Origin of the sequence: Thalassobacillus pellis (genome assembly GCF_016908295.1) — a bacterium.
GTDB classification, from domain to species: domain Bacteria; phylum Bacillota; class Bacilli; order Bacillales; family Halobacillaceae; genus Thalassobacillus; species Thalassobacillus pellis.
Genome location: NZ_JAFBDO010000001.1, coordinates 666837 through 682160, shown reverse-complemented (window position 1 = coordinate 682160; position 15324 = coordinate 666837). Strand labels below are relative to the sequence as shown.

At 46.4% G+C, this 15324-nt stretch carries 17 protein-coding genes; all 17 read left to right on the top strand.

What is annotated here, in order from left to right; all coding sequences use genetic code 11:
• Positions 1–2: 2 nt before the first annotated feature.
• The 17 genes from atpE (at position 3) to JOC33_RS03140 (ending at position 15322) form a co-directional block, all read left to right on the top strand.
• Complete coding sequence (gene atpE / locus JOC33_RS03220; RefSeq protein WP_205090884.1) at positions 3–215, top strand: F0F1 ATP synthase subunit C; 213 nt, start codon at positions 3–5, stop codon at positions 213–215.
• Between the two features lie 183 nt (positions 216–398).
• Complete coding sequence (locus JOC33_RS03215) at positions 399–923, top strand: F0F1 ATP synthase subunit B (protein ID WP_338054463.1); 525 nt, start codon at positions 399–401, stop codon at positions 921–923.
• On the top strand, positions 920–1468 hold the full coding sequence (locus JOC33_RS03210) for a F0F1 ATP synthase subunit delta (RefSeq protein ID WP_205090881.1): 549 nt from the start codon (positions 920–922) through the stop codon (positions 1466–1468). Before JOC33_RS03215 ends, JOC33_RS03210 begins: the two co-directional genes overlap by 4 nt.
• A gap of 15 nt (positions 1469–1483) precedes the next feature.
• The gene (gene atpA / locus JOC33_RS03205; protein WP_205090880.1) at positions 1484–2992 is read left to right on the top strand and encodes a F0F1 ATP synthase subunit alpha; all 1509 of its coding nucleotides are present in this window, start codon (positions 1484–1486) and stop codon (positions 2990–2992) included.
• Between the two features lie 38 nt (positions 2993–3030).
• The gene (locus JOC33_RS03200; protein ID WP_205090879.1) at positions 3031–3894 is read left to right on the top strand and encodes a F0F1 ATP synthase subunit gamma; all 864 of its coding nucleotides are present in this window, start codon (positions 3031–3033) and stop codon (positions 3892–3894) included.
• Between the two features lie 42 nt (positions 3895–3936).
• Positions 3937–5349, top strand: coding sequence for a F0F1 ATP synthase subunit beta (atpD, locus tag JOC33_RS03195; protein ID WP_205090878.1), 1413 nt, complete (start codon positions 3937–3939; stop codon positions 5347–5349).
• An 84-nt stretch (positions 5350–5433) separates the two neighbouring features.
• Positions 5434–5835 (top strand): F0F1 ATP synthase subunit epsilon, encoded by a 402-nt coding sequence (locus tag JOC33_RS03190; RefSeq protein WP_205090877.1) that lies wholly within the window; start codon positions 5434–5436, stop codon positions 5833–5835.
• 779 nt (positions 5836–6614) lie between these two features.
• Positions 6615–6989, top strand: a complete 375-nt coding sequence (locus tag JOC33_RS03185) for an NADH-quinone oxidoreductase subunit A (RefSeq protein WP_205090876.1) — start codon at positions 6615–6617, stop codon at positions 6987–6989.
• On the top strand, positions 6980–7498 hold the full coding sequence (locus JOC33_RS03180; protein ID WP_205090875.1) for a NuoB/complex I 20 kDa subunit family protein: 519 nt from the start codon (positions 6980–6982) through the stop codon (positions 7496–7498). The genes JOC33_RS03185 and JOC33_RS03180 overlap by 10 nt, the downstream gene beginning before the upstream one ends.
• Positions 7495–8553 (top strand): NADH-quinone oxidoreductase subunit C, encoded by a 1059-nt coding sequence (locus JOC33_RS03175; protein ID WP_205090872.1) that lies wholly within the window; start codon positions 7495–7497, stop codon positions 8551–8553. Before JOC33_RS03180 ends, JOC33_RS03175 begins: the two co-directional genes overlap by 4 nt.
• A gap of 5 nt (positions 8554–8558) precedes the next feature.
• Positions 8559–9659 carry an NADH-quinone oxidoreductase subunit D gene (locus tag JOC33_RS03170; RefSeq protein ID WP_205090870.1) on the top strand — a complete coding sequence of 367 codons (1101 nt, stop codon included), beginning with the start codon at positions 8559–8561 and terminating at the stop codon, positions 9657–9659.
• On the top strand, positions 9659–10678 hold the full coding sequence (gene nuoH / locus JOC33_RS03165; protein WP_205090868.1) for an NADH-quinone oxidoreductase subunit NuoH: 1020 nt from the start codon (positions 9659–9661) through the stop codon (positions 10676–10678). Before JOC33_RS03170 ends, nuoH begins: the two co-directional genes overlap by 1 nt.
• A 19-nt stretch (positions 10679–10697) precedes the next feature.
• Complete coding sequence (gene nuoI, locus JOC33_RS03160) at positions 10698–11117, top strand: NADH-quinone oxidoreductase subunit NuoI (RefSeq protein WP_205090866.1); 420 nt, start codon at positions 10698–10700, stop codon at positions 11115–11117.
• Positions 11114–11629 (top strand): NADH-quinone oxidoreductase subunit J, encoded by a 516-nt coding sequence (locus tag JOC33_RS03155; RefSeq protein WP_205090864.1) that lies wholly within the window; start codon positions 11114–11116, stop codon positions 11627–11629. Before nuoI ends, JOC33_RS03155 begins: the two co-directional genes overlap by 4 nt.
• The gene (gene nuoK / locus JOC33_RS03150) at positions 11626–11940 is read left to right on the top strand and encodes an NADH-quinone oxidoreductase subunit NuoK (protein WP_205090862.1); all 315 of its coding nucleotides are present in this window, start codon (positions 11626–11628) and stop codon (positions 11938–11940) included. Before JOC33_RS03155 ends, nuoK begins: the two co-directional genes overlap by 4 nt.
• Before the next feature lie 43 nt (positions 11941–11983).
• Positions 11984–13849 carry an NADH-quinone oxidoreductase subunit L gene (gene nuoL / locus JOC33_RS03145; protein ID WP_205090860.1) on the top strand — a complete coding sequence of 622 codons (1866 nt, stop codon included), beginning with the start codon at positions 11984–11986 and terminating at the stop codon, positions 13847–13849.
• Positions 13850–15322, top strand: a complete 1473-nt coding sequence (locus JOC33_RS03140) for a complex I subunit 4 family protein (RefSeq protein ID WP_205090858.1) — start codon at positions 13850–13852, stop codon at positions 15320–15322.
• Positions 15323–15324 lie beyond the last annotated feature (2 nt).

The window sequence follows — 15324 nt, the reverse complement described above, 5'->3', positions numbered from 1 at the left end:
TAATGGGTCTAATAGCAGCTGCAATCGCAGTAGGTCTAGCAGCAGTAGGTGCTGGTATTGGTAACGGTCTTATCGTAGGTAGAACAGTAGAGGGAATCGCACGTCAGCCTGAACTTCGTGGGGTACTTCAAACTACAATGTTCATCGGTGTTGCATTGGTAGAGGCGATTCCAATCATTGGTGTCGTTATCGCATTTATCGTAATGGGACAATAATTTCAAGCAATTCTTAGTGGCGAAGTTCGTCTAGATGAAGATCTTCGCCCTTCCTTTATGACTACGACATATTAATACCCGGGCAGATGAGATTAAAACTTCGACTTAAGGTGGAAATTCAACTTAAGCCGAATTTTCTCATGTAAAGCCTGTTACGGTAACATGTGGAAAGGAGTGAATACTGTGGGAGCATACACAGGTTGGTTGGTCATCGGTGCAGAAGGCGGTTTAATGGTAGGAGACATGCTAGTCCAATTGATTTTCTTCCTTGTTCTATTAGCCCTCCTTGGAAAATTCGCCTGGGGACCTTTGATGGACATGTTAAAGGAACGGGAAAGCTATATTTCCAATGAAATAGATACAGCGGAAAAAAGCCGCGAAGAAGCACAAAAAATGCAAAGAGACGCTTCTGAGGAACTGAAAAAGACCAGGCAGGATGCACAGGCTATCATTGAAGAAGCTAAAAAGACTGCTGGTCAGCAGGAGCAAAGCATTATCAATTCAGCTCGTACGGAAGCAGAACGAATCAAAGTTTCTGCCCGCGAAGAAATCGAGCAGGAAAAAGAAAAAGCTATTCAGGCATTGCAAGACAAGGTTGCGTCCTTGTCCGTCCTGATTGCCAGTAAAGTGATTGAAAAAGAATTGTCTGAACAGGATCAGCAGAAGTTGATCGATGAGTATATCAAAGAGGTAGGAGAAGAGCGATGAGTGAAACGGTCGTATCCAAGCGTTACGCAGAAGCGCTCTTTCAACTCGGTAAAGAAAAAGACAAATTGGATCAATACGAAGAGGAACTTCGTGCTGTTCGCGAAGTTTGGGCTGCAAATAAAAGCTTCGTCACCTTCCTGAAGCATCCAAGGATTTCGAACGATCAGAAGAAAGACATCATCCGTACTTCCATGAAGAACCTTTCTGCTGATATTGCTAACACATTGATGCTGTTAGTGGATAGACACCGTCTCGAAATCATTCCAGAAATGATCGATCATTTCATAAATAAAGTGAATGATGCCAAAGGGGTTGCGGAAGCAAAAGTTTACTCTGTCCGCGAACTCACGGAAGAAGAAAAGCTCCAGATTTCTCATGTCTTTGCGAAGAAAATCGGCAAAAACACCTTGAAGATCACGAATATCGTGGACCGTTCCATCCTTGGCGGCTTGAAGCTCCGGATCGGAAACCGCATCTACGACGGATCTGTCAGTGGTAAGCTGGAACGCATCGAACGGAAACTGGTATCGCCAAACAAAAGATGATAGGGGTGAAATGGCATGAGCATCAAAGCTGAAGAAATCAGTTCTCTGATAAAAAAGCAAATTGAAAGCTATGAATCTGATATTGAAGTCAATGATGTAGGTACAGTCATCCAGGTCGGTGACGGTATCGCACGTGCTCATGGACTTGACAACGTCATGTCTGGTGAGCTGGTTGAATTCTCAAATGGTGTCATGGGTCTTGCCCAGAACCTGGAGGAAAATAACGTCGGTCTTGTCATTTTGGGACCGTTCACTGATATCAAAGAGGGAGACGAAGTCCGCCGTACTGGACGCATCATGCAAGTACCGGTTGGAGAAGAGCTCCTTGGACGCGTGGTAAATCCACTTGGACAGGCAGTTGACGGAAAAGGCGCCATCGAAACAACAAGAACTCGTCCAATCGAATCCCCGGCACCAGGTGTCATGGATCGTAAATCTGTTGATGAGCCATTACAGACTGGTATCAAGGCGATTGACGCCCTTGTACCAATTGGCCGTGGTCAGCGTGAATTGATCATTGGGGACCGTCAGACAGGTAAAACATCTGTAGCCATTGATACGATTCTGAATCAGGCCGATCAAGATATGATTTGTATCTACGTAGCAATCGGACAAAAAGAATCAACTGTGCGCGGTACGGTTGAAACACTTCGCCGTCACGGAGCACTTGACTACACGATTGTTGTCACTGCAGGGGCTTCCCAGCCAGCTCCATTACTTTATCTGGCTCCATATGCCGGTGTTTCCATGGGTGAAGATTTCATGTATAACGGTAAGCATGTATTGGTCGTATATGATGACCTTTCTAAACAGGCTGCTGCCTATCGTGAACTTTCCTTGCTTCTTCGCCGCCCGCCAGGCCGTGAAGCATTCCCGGGGGATGTATTCTATCTTCATTCCCGTCTATTGGAACGTGCTGCGAAGCTCAGTGATGCCAAAGGTGGCGGATCTTTGACAGCACTGCCATTCGTTGAGACCCAGGCTGGGGACATCTCCGCCTATATCCCGACGAACGTCATTTCCATCACGGACGGTCAGATCTTCCTGCAATCAGATTTATTTTTCTCCGGTGTACGTCCGGCGATCAACGCAGGTCTTTCCGTATCCCGTGTCGGTGGTTCCGCACAAATCAAAGCGATGAAGAAAGTTGCCGGTACATTGCGTCTTGACCTCGCTTCTTACCGTGAGCTGGAAGCATTCGCACAGTTCGGTTCTGACCTGGACAAGGCTACCCAGGCCAAGTTGAATCGTGGTGCTCGTACGGTTGAAGTATTGAAGCAGGGCTTGCATAAGCCGCTCGCAGTTGAAAAACAGGTCATGATCATTTTCGCTTTGACAAAAGGATATCTTGATGAAATTCCTGTCGAGGATATCACTCGTTTTGAAGATGAATTCCATGTATGGCTGGACAATAACCGTAAAGACCTTCTCAAGCAAATCCGTGAAACTGGAAAGCTTGCCGATGAAGGTGAAATGAAAGAAGCGATTGAAGCATTCAAGAAAACGTTCGTCGTTTCAGAATAAAGGAACACAACCTTTGTTAGAAAGGGTGGTGAAATAGCGTGGCATCCCTTAGAGATATTAAAGGACGGATAGATTCCACAAAAAAGACGAAACAGATTACAAAAGCGATGGAAATGGTTTCTGCATCTAAGCTTAACCGTGCAGAGCAGAATGCCAGATCATTCGTTCCCTATAGTGAAAAAATCCAGGAAGTAGTAGCAAGCATTTCTGCGGGAGGCGGCAACCCGGACCATCCCATGCTTAAATCCCGTGATGTAAAGCGGACAGGCTACCTGGTGATCACATCAGATCGTGGCCTTGCCGGTGCGTATAACAGCAGTGTGCTGCGCTCGGTTTACCAGACCATCAAGCAGCGCCACAATTCCACCGACGAATATACGCTGATTACAATCGGGCGTATTGGACGCGACTTTTTCCGAAAACGCAACATGCCGATCAATAACGAAATCATCGGACTAGCGGATCAGCCGAATTTTGCCGACATCAAGGATATCGCTGCTGATTCCGTTCAGCTTTATACCGATGAAGTAATTGATGAGCTCTATATCTATTACAATCATTATGTCAGTGCGATTACCCAGGAGGTAACTGAGAAAAAACTTCTCCCGCTGACTAATTTAGAAGAGGAAGCGAGCAAAGGTTCAAGCTCCTATGAGTACGAACCGAGCCAGGAAGAAATTTTGGAGGTATTACTGCCGCAATACGCGGAAAGCTTGATTTATGGTGCGTTACTCGATGGAAAAGCGAGTGAACACGCTGCTCGTATGACAGCGATGAAGAGTGCTACGGATAACGCGGATGATTTGATCGGCGACCTGTCGCTTAAATATAACCGTGCCCGTCAAGCAGCCATCACGCAGGAAATCACGGAAATCGTCGGTGGCGCAGCTGCCCTGGAATAGCCAGTTTCCTGGAGTTCGAAAAGTAAGTTAGGAGGGAAATCGATGAGCAAAGGACGCGTAATCCAAGTCATGGGACCGGTTGTCGACGTATCTTTCGAAGACGGCCTGCTTCCTGACATCAATAATGCATTGCACGTACAATCTATTGCACAGTCCGAAAACGAAGTAAGCATTGACCTTACACTGGAAGTCGCTCTTCACCTCGGTGACAACGCTGTCCGTACCGTTGCCATGGCATCAACGGAAGGTGTCAGACGCGGAATGGAAGTAATCGACAAAGGTGGCCCGATTTCTGTACCAGTCGGTGAAGTGACACTTGGACGTGTGTTTAACGTATTGGGAGAAAATATCGACCTTGATGAGCCGCTGGGAGGGGACGTCCGCCGTGACCCTATCCACCGAGAGGCTCCAAAATTTGAAAACCTTGCAACAGAGACAGAGATCCTGGAAACAGGCATCAAAGTCGTTGACCTGCTTGCCCCTTACGTAAAAGGTGGTAAGATCGGATTGTTCGGTGGCGCCGGTGTTGGTAAAACCGTATTAATCCAGGAACTGATCAACAACATCGCCCAGGAGCATGGTGGTATTTCCGTATTCGCCGGTGTTGGTGAACGGACACGTGAAGGTAACGACCTTTACTTTGAAATGAAAGATTCTGGCGTTATTTCAAAAACTGCGATGGTATTCGGTCAGATGAACGAGCCGCCAGGAGCACGTATGCGTGTTGCCCTTACCGGTTTGACAATGGCAGAATACTTCCGTGATGAGCAAGGACAGGACGTTCTGTTCTTCATCGATAACATTTTCCGTTTCACCCAAGGTGGTCTGGAGGTATCCGCATTGCTTGGCCGTATGCCATCAGCCGTTGGTTACCAGCCGACACTTGCGACAGAGATGGGACAATTGCAGGAGCGTATCACATCCACAGATAAAGGTTCCGTAACATCCATCCAGGCAATCTATGTACCAGCCGATGACTATACGGATCCAGCTCCGGCGACAACGTTCGCCCACTTGGATGCGACTACGAACCTTGAACGTAAACTTTCCGAGCAGGGTATCTACCCGGCCGTGGATCCTTTAGCATCCACTTCCCGTGCACTTGACCCGGACATCGTCGGAAACGAACATTATGAAGTGGCGCGTGAAGTACAGCGTACCCTGCAGCGCTACAAAGAACTGCAAGACATCATCGCAATCCTTGGAATGGATGAACTGTCAGACGAAGACAAGCTTACAGTAGCTCGCGCTCGTCGTATCCAGTTCTTCCTATCCCAGAACTTCCACGTTGCCGAACAGTTTACTGGCCAAAAAGGTTCCTACGTACCAGTACAAGAAACAGTACGTGGTTTCAGGGAAATCCTGGATGGTAAATATGATGATCTTCCGGAAGATGCTTTCCGTCTTGTCGGACGTATTGAAGATGTCGTTGAAAATGCAAAACAAATGCAATAAGCAATCGCACTAGTATGACGAACAGGAAGCCGTCTCATGAAGGCGTGGACGGCCCCTGTGAGGCTAGCCCAAGGAGGGGTAATCATGAAGACACTAACGGTGAGTGTTGTCACTCCTGATGGCCCGGTTTTGGAAGATGCATTTGAAATGGTGAGCTGTAAGGCAGAGAGCGGTGAACTGGGGGTACTTCCAGGTCACATACCGATGGTGGCTCCTCTGACTATCAGCGCAGTACGTCTCAAGAGAAAAGGGAATTCCGAGCGGATCGCTGTCAGTGGGGGCTTTTTGGAAGTCCGTCCTGAAAAAGTGACCATTCTCGCTCAATCAGCAGAGAAACCATCTGAGATTGATATCGAGCGGGCCCGGAAAGCAAAGGAGCGTGCCGAACGCCGTCTGCAGGCAAAGCAGGAGGATGTTGATTTCAAACGGGCTGAAATGGCATTGAAACGTGCCATCAACCGTTTAGATGTATACGAAAATAAATGATGGGGCTGTCCCAATAAGCCTCTTTAACATGAAAAACCACGAAGAAGTTGATTTTTCTTTGTGGTTTTTTTCGTATGTAAAAAATTTTCGCATTGCTGATTGCCTTGAACAAGGAAACGATGAGACCCTTTCAGGAGAGGCAAGGCTGTTACGCTTTTGATTAAGTTTTAAGAGACTCTATACCTTAGGTTTTATGTAGTATTTTTTTGTACAAGAAAAAGGGTGATTTTTTTAAAATCAAAAAGAAAATCGCCCTTTTTTAGATTGGTAGCTGTTAAAGTAATAGCGATATACTGATACATCATAGTTGATTCCATGATAAGCGAGAGGTGGTGACGCCTGCGGGAACAGCGCGAGCCGAAGATCCACGTGGTCAAGCGATATTCTTGACCATAGCTTTAGGCCGTGCCCGCGGCAAGCATCCGCCGGCAAGCGATTCGTGAGTAAATCAGCAAAAGCAGTAAAATAATCAGACAAACTACAACCAGCAGCAGCTGACATTCAAACAGCAGCTGCTGTTTTTTTATTGATACTCATTTTCCTGAAAATAAATAATAGACTATTAGTGGGCAGCACATACATGTCCATATAAGTGAGATTTGTCATAGCAGCCATGTTCTGTTTCCGCTAAAGTTGAGGTAGGGAGTAATGCTCAAAAATAGTAAATATTTGTTATATCATCGGCCTCGTATCGACACTATATACAGTATTTGCTATAATGATAGCGATTACAATATTGCTAATCTTCAAAAATTTAAATAGAAAAAGGGGGAGGGGAAATGGCTGATCTATTCAACTACCAAAATAGTTATCTGGTAGTGGTCATCTTTCTTGGTCTCGGCATCCTGCTTCCAATTGTTGCATTGTCACTTGGCAGGCTATTACGTCCGAATAACCCATCAGAGCAAAAAAGGACCACCTATGAAAGCGGGATTGAGCCGTTTCAGGATGCGCGCGTGCAGTTCAACGCCCGCTATTATATTTTTGCTCTCATGTTTGTCATTTTTGATGTCGAAACCGTGTTCCTGTACCCATGGGCTGTAGCCTATGAACAGCTCGGTTTATTTGCGCTGATTGAAATGCTTATCTTTGTGGTGATGCTTTTGATCGGCTTAATTTATGCCTGGAAAAAGAAGGTGCTACAATGGATTTGAATCTGGAGAGTATTTCACCAAATGAAAAAGCTGAACTGGATCGCAACGTTTTTATGGTTACATTGGAACAAGTCAAAGCCTGGGCCAGAAGTAATTCCTTATGGCCGATGACCTTTGGGCTGGCCTGCTGTGCCATTGAAATGATGGGGGTTGGTTCCTCCCATTATGACCTTGACCGTTTCGGCTCCTTTTTCCGGACTTCCCCCCGTCAGTCAGATGTCATGATTGTATCTGGCACGGTTACGAAAAAAATGGCGCCGGTATTGCGCAGGCTGTATGATCAAATGCCGGAACCAAAATATGTGATCGCCATGGGCTCCTGTGCGACTGCAGGCGGCCCGTATATCAAATCATATGCTGTGGTGAAGGGTGTGGACCAGATCGTTCCTGTGGACGTGTACATTCCTGGATGCCCTCCGAATCCAGCCGCATTGATATACGGAATTAATAAACTGCAGGAAAAAATCCGCTACGAAGCTAAGACAGGAAAGCGGGTGACCAGCCGATGAGTGATGATAAGGAACTGGAAAAAAAGAAAGCTGCCGAGGAAGCCCGTTCTAAAGCAGAAGAATTAAAGAGGGAAAAAGCAGAGCAGGAACCTCCTGAAGAAAAGGTGAAAAACTCAAAAATTGCTCCTGATAAAGAAGAAGACCCCAGTGATGAGAAGGAGTCGGACAAGGAGCTTGCAAAGAAAAAAGCTGCCGCAGCAGCAAAAGCGAAAGCGGCTGCATTAGCTAAGAAAAAGGCAAAAGAACAGAAAGAAACAGAGTCAGGAAAAAAAGAAGATACCGATGAAGAATCATCCAAAAAGAAACCAGTAAAAGAAGCTGCTGAAGCGGATAGAAAGCAGAAGGAACAAGAAGCTGAACCTAAGGACGCTGACACAGAGGAAGACAAAGAAAAGAAAAAAGCAGCAGCTGCCGCAAAAGCCAAGGCTGCGGCAAAAAGGAAAAAGGAAGCAGCCGAAGGAGCAGATGGGGAGGACGAAAAAGCAAAAGCAGTCGCTGCCGCAAAGGCGAAAGCGGCTGCCGCTCGTGCTAAGAAAAAGGCGGCAGATAAGGGGGAAGAGGAGGAAGAGAAGCCTTCGCCAAACCAGCCCCTCCTCGATAAATACGTCAAGGTACTGAAAGATCACCTTGGAGAAGATATCTTCGAGGATTTCTATATCAACAGACTTTCCAAGCATGTACCTACACTAGTCGCAAAACGAGATACTTATCACAGGATAGCAGAATTCCTGAGATTCAACGATCAGCTGGGTTTCGATTACTTATCAGAGCTGCACGGCACCGACTTTGAATCGCATATGGAAGTCTATGTTCACCTATTCTCGTTCAAAAACCTTCAATCTCTTGCCTTAAAAGTGAAAATCGACCGCGATAATCCGGAAATTGATTCGGTTGTTGATTTGTGGCAGGGAGCGAACTGGCCGGAGTGCGAAGCTTATGACCTGCTGGGTATCCGCTTCCGTAACCATCCTGATTTGAAGCGTATTCTGCTTGGTGAGGACTGGGTCGGTCATCCGATGCGTAAAGACTATGAACCGTATGATGTGGAGGTGTAGGGATTATGATTCGAACAGAAGAAATGATGCTGAATGTAGGTCCACAGCATCCGAGCACCCACGGAGTCTTCCGGCTGGTCATCAAGGTTGATGGGGAGACGATTGTCGAGGCGACACCAGTGATCGGTTACCTTCACCGTGGTACAGAAAAACTGGCAGAAGACCTGCAATATACACAAATCATTCCTTACACCGACCGGATGGATTATATTTCTGCTATGACGAATAACTATGTCCTCTGCCACGCGGTGGAAACTATGATGGGGGCCGAGCTGCCGGATCGGGCAGAATATTTACGCGTGCTCGCTATGGAATTAGGAAGAGTCGCCAGTCACCTTGTCTGGTTTGGTACATATTTATTGGATATTGGAGCAGTCAGCCCGTTCCTATATGCGTTCAGAGAGAGGGAAATGATCATCAACCTTCTGAATGAGCTGTCCGGTGCGAGGCTCACATTCAACTATATGAGAGTTGGCGGGGTGAAATGGGATGCCCCTGATGGCTGGCTGGAAAAGGTTCGTGAGTTCGTCCCATACATGCGCGAGCAATTGAAAGGCTACCATGACCTGGTTACAGGTAACGAAATTTTTCTGAACCGGGTTAAAGGAATCGGTAAATATACAAAAGAAGAAGCGATCCAGTATTCACTCAGCGGGGCGAATCTTCGCTGTACCGGGGTCGAATGGGATCTTCGGAAACACGAAACCTATTCTGTTTACGACAGATTTGATTTTAATGTAATCACTCGGGAGGGTGGTGACGCCTGGTCCCGCTACCAGTGCCGGATGGCTGAAATCGAAGAATCCCTCAAAATCATTGAGCAGGCAGTCGAACAAATCCCAGATGATGGGAAATACATGGGGAAAGTCCCGCGGATCATCAAAGCACCAAAAGGGGAAGCGTTCGTCCGGATTGAATCTCCACGTGGAGAAATCGGCTGCTATATCGCCAGTGAAGGGAAAAAAGAGCCTTATCGATTAAAGTTCCGCCGCCCTTCCTTTTATAACCTGCAGATTCTTCCCAAGCTGTTGAAAGGGGAGAACATGGCTAATCTGATCACGATTCTCGGAGGAGTGGACATTGTTTTAGGGGAGGTTGATGGCTGATGACGTGGATTGATTCCTTATTGCAATCCCAGCCAAGCTGGACCAACTTCGCCATCTTTGCAGGGCTCGGCGTGACGATGCTTAGCATTACGCTTGGGTTTGTTACTTTCGCCATCCTCGCTGAACGAAAGGTGATGGGATACATGCAGCTGAGACATGGCCCTAACCGGGTAGGCGGCCGGTTTGGTCTGCTGCAGTCCGTTGCTGATATCCTGAAACTGTTGTTAAAAGAAGACACTCGTCCGAAACAGGCAGATAAAACGCTGTTCGTCCTGGCACCTGTAATCGCCTATGCTCCAGCTTTTCTGGTAATTGCAGTCATCCCGTTCACCGAGGCATTCAAGTTTACGGATATCGGTGTCGGCCTGCTTTACTATATCGCCATTTCAGGTATTTCGACGATTGGAATCGTAACCGCTGGTTGGGCATCCAATAACAAGTATGCCTTAATGGGCGGGATGAGGGCAGCCGCACAGATGATTTCCTATGAAATCCCGCTTGTCATGTCCGTCATCGGAATCATTCTTTTTACAGGAAGCCTGAATCTGGTCGAGATTGTCCAAGCTCAGGAAAATATCGCATTTATCTTTTTGCAGCCGATTGCATTTTTGATTTTCCTGATAGCCGGAACCGCTGAATTGAACCGGACGCCATTTGACTTGCCTGAAGCAGAATCAGAGCTTGTTGCCGGTTATCATGTCGAATACTCGGGCTTCCGCTGGGCGTTTTTCATGCTTTCAGAATACGTCTACCTTTTTGCTTTATCTGCCTTGATTACAGTATTATTCCTCGGCGGATGGAACGCACCGATACCAGGGATCGGCTTAAATGAAATCGGGCTTGGTGCTGTGTGGTTTACTATCAAGTTCATTGTTATTGTTTTCCTGTTTATGTGGATGCGGATTACCTTCCCGCGTCTCAGGGCCGATCAGTTGATGGAATTTGGCTGGAAAGTACTTCTGCCGATAGCACTGGCGAACATATTCCTCAGCGCATTGATCAAGGAGCTGTTTTTCTAACTGAAAGGGGGATTTCCGTATGCTTGGTTTAGCAAAAGGTTTAAAGTACACGCTGAAAAATTTGACAAAAGAGAAAATGACCTACCAGTATCCAGAGGAACCGATCCCCATGCCGGACCGGTTCCGTGGAATCCAGAAATTCTATCCGGAAAAATGCATCGTCTGCAACCAGTGTGCCAACATCTGTCCGACCGACTGCATCGAACTGACAGGAAAAAAACATCCTGATCCTGAAAAAAAGGGAAAAATCATCGATACCTATGATATCAACTTTGAGATTTGTATATTATGTGATTTGTGCACAGAAGTCTGTCCGACAGAAGCGATTGTCATGACCAACAATTTTGAACTGGCCGAATATTCCCGGGATGAATTATTCAAAAATCTCGAATGGCTGGATGAAAACGATCAGAATGTCCGAAAGGAGAATAAAGCATGAGTGGGGAACTGTTCGCATTTCTCGTTCTGGCTCTGCTCGCCATCCTTGGTGGGATTCTGATGCTGAATCTCACCAAGGTGATCCATATGCTTCTTTCGCTGGTGCTTACTTTTCTGTCAATCGCAGGACTCTATGTCATGCTGTCTGCAGAATTTGTAGCTATCGTACAAATCCTTATTTATTCTGGCGCTGTTACGATCATTATGATCTTCGGTATTATGCTGACGAGACATAATGACGAGCAGAAGTCCAGGAGGAGTCTGGCGCGTAACCTTGTCGTGGGAGCAGGTGTAATAATATTTTTCATGACGATGTATTTCGCCATCAACTCGGTTTCATTTGGAGACCAGGCGGAAGCTCTCCATGTTGAAAATACGAAACAAATCGGCATTACTTTATACAGTGATTACATCATCCCATTTGAATTGGTATCGGTGCTGTTGCTCGTCACACTAGTCGGTGCTGTTATCCTTGCGCGACGGGATGACAAAGAGGAGGCGGAGGAATCATGAGCGGGGTATCCGTGAACGCCTATCTGCTATTAGCTCTGATATTGTTTTGTATCGGTCTGTTCGGTGCCTTGACGAAAAGAAACACGGTCATCGTGCTGATATCCATCGAACTGATGTTGAATGCCGTCAACATAAATCTTGTCGCTTTTAGCAAGTATGGTATCAACCCGGGAATTACCGGACAGATTTTTTCCTTATTCACCATTACGGTCGCAGCCGCAGAAGCAGCAGTCGGCCTTGCGATTTTAATTGCGTTATACCGTAACCGTTCAACCGTCCAGATTGATGAGATGGATACAATGAAACATTAATCAACGCGTTGGATAGTTGGAACAGAAGGGGGTTGTTTCTTTTATGTTGGAAAATGCATGGTTAATCCCTTTGTTTCCATTGCTGTCGTTCCTGATTCTAACCTTTTTTGGAAAAAGTCTGAAACAGAACAGCAGTATGGTAGGCATCGGTCTTACAGGTGTTTCATTCGTCATGTCGATTATTGTCCTGTTCACCCAGCTTGCTCAAGGGAACGGAGGGATGGAAGCTGCCTGGCTGACTATCGGGGCGGTTGAATTCCAGTTCGGTGTCATCGTCAACCCGTTAAATGCATTGATGCTGATTATCGTTTCTCTGGTCAGTTTTCTTGTACATATTTACTCGAAAGGCTATATGCATACAGATGGACGTCTTTCAACATTCTATGCTTACCTTGGCTTATTCACCTTTGCTATGCTGGCTTTGGTTTTATCACCAAACTTACTTCAGCTCTATATCTTCTGGGAGCTTGTGGGTGTCGGTTCTTTCCTGCTGATTGGATTTTACTTTCATAAGGAAGAAGCGAAGGCAGCTGCCAAAAAGGCGTTCATCGTCACTAGAATCGGAGATGTTGGTCTTTTGATCGGCATGATTCTCTTATTCTGGCAAACTGGAAGCCTGGAATTCACCGAAATTTTTGCTGCAGTGTCACAAGGAGAAATTTCCGGTGAAATGCTAACATTGATCGCTATTCTTATTTTTATAGGAGCTGTCGGGAAATCGGGTCAGTTCCCGCTGCATACATGGCTGCCTGATGCCATGGAGGGCCCGACGCCAGTTTCCGCACTGATTCATGCTGCGACCATGGTAGCGGCAGGTGTCTATCTGGTAGCGGCTATGTTCCCGGTTTTCCACGCAAGCCCGGCTGCCATGACTGTCGTTGCTGTTACAGGTGGTTTCACAGCCATTTTCGCTGCCACAATCGGACTTGTCCAGAAAGATATCAAACGGGTACTCGCTTATTCTACCGTATCCCAGCTGGGTTACATGATGCTTGCCCTTGGTGCGGCAGGTTATACTGCGGGCGTATTCCATTTGATGACCCACGCATTCTTTAAAGCACTGCTTTTCCTCGCCGCAGGAAGTGTCATCCATGCCGTACATACTCAGAACATTGAAGAAATGGGCGGGCTATGGAAAAAGATGCGTATAACCGGACCAGTATTCCTGATTGGAACCTTGGCAATCAGCGGTGTACCATTCTTATCAGGCTTCTTCAGTAAGGATGAGATTCTGCTGGCGACCTGGCATGATGGTCGTTATGGTTTATTTGCCGTCGCGTTAGCCGCAGCGTTCTTTACTGCTTTTTATATGTTCCGTCTATTCTTCATGGTATTCACCGGTGACGATAAATCGGCCGTAACAAAAGTAGAAGAATCACCACGCTCGATGACGCTGCCGATGATCATCCTAGGATTTCTTGCGGTATTCTCGGGCTATGTGAACACTCCTTGGTTTGGTACATTCTTAGGAGATTGGCTTGTTGCTGAAAATGAATTTTTACCTTATGAACATCATGAGGGGCCGATTTGGGTGATGCTTGCAGCAACCATGATCGCACTTGCCGGCATCGCACTGGCTTATATGATGTATTATAAGAAGTCATTGAAAAGGAACTTCCTGACAAGCTTCATGCCCAATACGTACACCGTCGTCTATAATAAATATTTTATCGATGAATTCTACCAATATACCGTTGAATATGGAGCCCGGGCCATTGCTTATTTAGGAAGTTTTTTAGAAAAATATATCATTGATGTGCTTGTAGCCTCTGTAACTGGTATGACAAAAGCAGGCAGCAGTCTCGGTTCCAAGCTGCAATCCGGCCAGGTACAGAACTATGGGGCTGTTGCTTTTGTCGGATTGGCCCTGCTCGTATTCATTGTGGCACTGACAGGGGGGTATTTCTAAATGGGTTGGCTGACATTACTTGTATTCTCCCCGTTGATTGGGTTGCTGGTATTGACGGTAATTCCTAAAGTGGATACAAGACAAGTGAAATTGATTGGTATACTAGCTACGTTCGTTCCGTTATTACTATCTTTCATGGTTTATGGGCAGTTCCATGCAGGAAACACGCTTGCAATCGCTGTAGACTGGATACAGTTCGCAGAAGGTACATTCAAGATCGACTATGAGCTGGGCATCGATGGCTTTACCTTGCTGCTTGTTTTACTCACGACAGTCGTTTCTTCGCTTTCCGCCATTGCCGCTTCGATTCAGATCAAGCAGGCGCACAAAGCTTATTTTATCTGGTTTCTCCTATTGGAAATGGGAATGCTCGGCGTGTTTACGGCTGAAAATTTGATTTTGTTCTTTTTCTTTTTTGAAATGACACTTGTTCCAATGTTCTTCCTGGTAGGCAGGTGGGGGTTTGTCGAACGGGAAAACGCTGCTTACAGCTTCCTGATATACAACGGTCTTGGTTCGGCTGTGCTGTTGATCGTGTTTATTGCCATTTTTGCCAACACAGGTACGACCAATATAGAAGCTTTGAAGGAAATCATGGAGAATGACAGCTATTTAAGCGAGGAATTCCGATATGGCTGTATGCTTGCTCTTCTGATTGCTTTTGGGGTGAAACTCCCGATTGTACCGCTTCATACATGGATGCTGCGAGTCCATGTCCATGCACCGGTAGCAATCGTCATGATTCATGCCGGGATTCTTCTGAAAATAGGAGCGTACGGGCTGATCAATTTCGGGATCGGCATTTTCGGTGACCAATTTGTGAAAATAGCCCCTTTCATTGCCGTGCTGGGGTTGATCAACCTGCTTTATGGAGCGTTCCTGGCATTCGTCCAGACGGAACTGAAGAGCGTATTCGCTTATTCCAGCGTCTCCCATATGGGTATTGTGCTTCTGGGGGTAGCTGCCATGAATGAAGCAGGTATTCAGGGGGCAATTTTCCAGACATTATCCCATGGCTTGATTGCTTCTTTATTATTCTTCTTGGTTGGAATCATTTATGAACGGACTCGGACAACCAAATTGGATAAATTAGGTGGTCTTGCCAAAACGATGCCGCTTACGGCAGGATTCCTGCTCACGGCAGCTCTTGCATCACTTGGGCTTCCAGGGATGAGCGGGTTCGTCTCCGAGTTCATGGCTTTTCTTGGATTATTTGAAAAGATGCCATGGATGGGAGCGATAGGAACACTTGGGATTATTATGACAGTTGTCTATTTGTTACGTGCTGTCCTGGGAGTGACGTATGGAAAGACCATACCAACCGTGAGCATACATCGGGACTTGAGTCGAAAAGAAATGTTCCCGGCCGCCGTTTTGCTTGCTTTCATTTTAATGATAGGTATCTATCCGAATGTCATAACCCACACACTAAAATTCGCAATAGATTCGATTATGCTTGGGATAGGGGGGTGAGC

Excerpts from the sequence above, each read along its gene's own strand:
- JOC33_RS03140 (WP_205090858.1), top strand. The coding sequence starts at position 13,850 with ATGGGTTGGCTGACATTACTTGTATTCTCCCCGTTGATTGGGTTGCTG.
- JOC33_RS03210 (WP_205090881.1), top strand. The coding sequence starts at position 920 with ATGAGTGAAACGGTCGTATCCAAGCGTTACGCAGAAGCGCTCTTTCAA.
- nuoL (WP_205090860.1), top strand. The coding sequence starts at position 11,984 with ATGTTGGAAAATGCATGGTTAATCCCTTTGTTTCCATTGCTGTCGTTC.
- atpA (WP_205090880.1), top strand. The coding sequence starts at position 1,484 with ATGAGCATCAAAGCTGAAGAAATCAGTTCTCTGATAAAAAAGCAAATT.
- JOC33_RS03185 (WP_205090876.1), top strand. The coding sequence starts at position 6,615 with ATGGCTGATCTATTCAACTACCAAAATAGTTATCTGGTAGTGGTCATC.
- nuoK (WP_205090862.1), top strand. The coding sequence starts at position 11,626 with ATGAGCGGGGTATCCGTGAACGCCTATCTGCTATTAGCTCTGATATTG.
- atpD (WP_205090878.1), top strand. The coding sequence starts at position 3,937 with ATGAGCAAAGGACGCGTAATCCAAGTCATGGGACCGGTTGTCGACGTA.
- JOC33_RS03190 (WP_205090877.1), top strand. The coding sequence starts at position 5,434 with ATGAAGACACTAACGGTGAGTGTTGTCACTCCTGATGGCCCGGTTTTG.
- JOC33_RS03170 (WP_205090870.1), top strand. The coding sequence starts at position 8,559 with ATGATTCGAACAGAAGAAATGATGCTGAATGTAGGTCCACAGCATCCG.
- nuoH (WP_205090868.1), top strand. The coding sequence starts at position 9,659 with ATGACGTGGATTGATTCCTTATTGCAATCCCAGCCAAGCTGGACCAAC.
- JOC33_RS03155 (WP_205090864.1), top strand. The coding sequence starts at position 11,114 with ATGAGTGGGGAACTGTTCGCATTTCTCGTTCTGGCTCTGCTCGCCATC.
- JOC33_RS03180 (WP_205090875.1), top strand. The coding sequence starts at position 6,980 with ATGGATTTGAATCTGGAGAGTATTTCACCAAATGAAAAAGCTGAACTG.
- nuoI (WP_205090866.1), top strand. The coding sequence starts at position 10,698 with ATGCTTGGTTTAGCAAAAGGTTTAAAGTACACGCTGAAAAATTTGACA.
- JOC33_RS03175 (WP_205090872.1), top strand. The coding sequence starts at position 7,495 with ATGAGTGATGATAAGGAACTGGAAAAAAAGAAAGCTGCCGAGGAAGCC.
- atpE (WP_205090884.1), top strand. The coding sequence starts at position 3 with ATGGGTCTAATAGCAGCTGCAATCGCAGTAGGTCTAGCAGCAGTAGGT.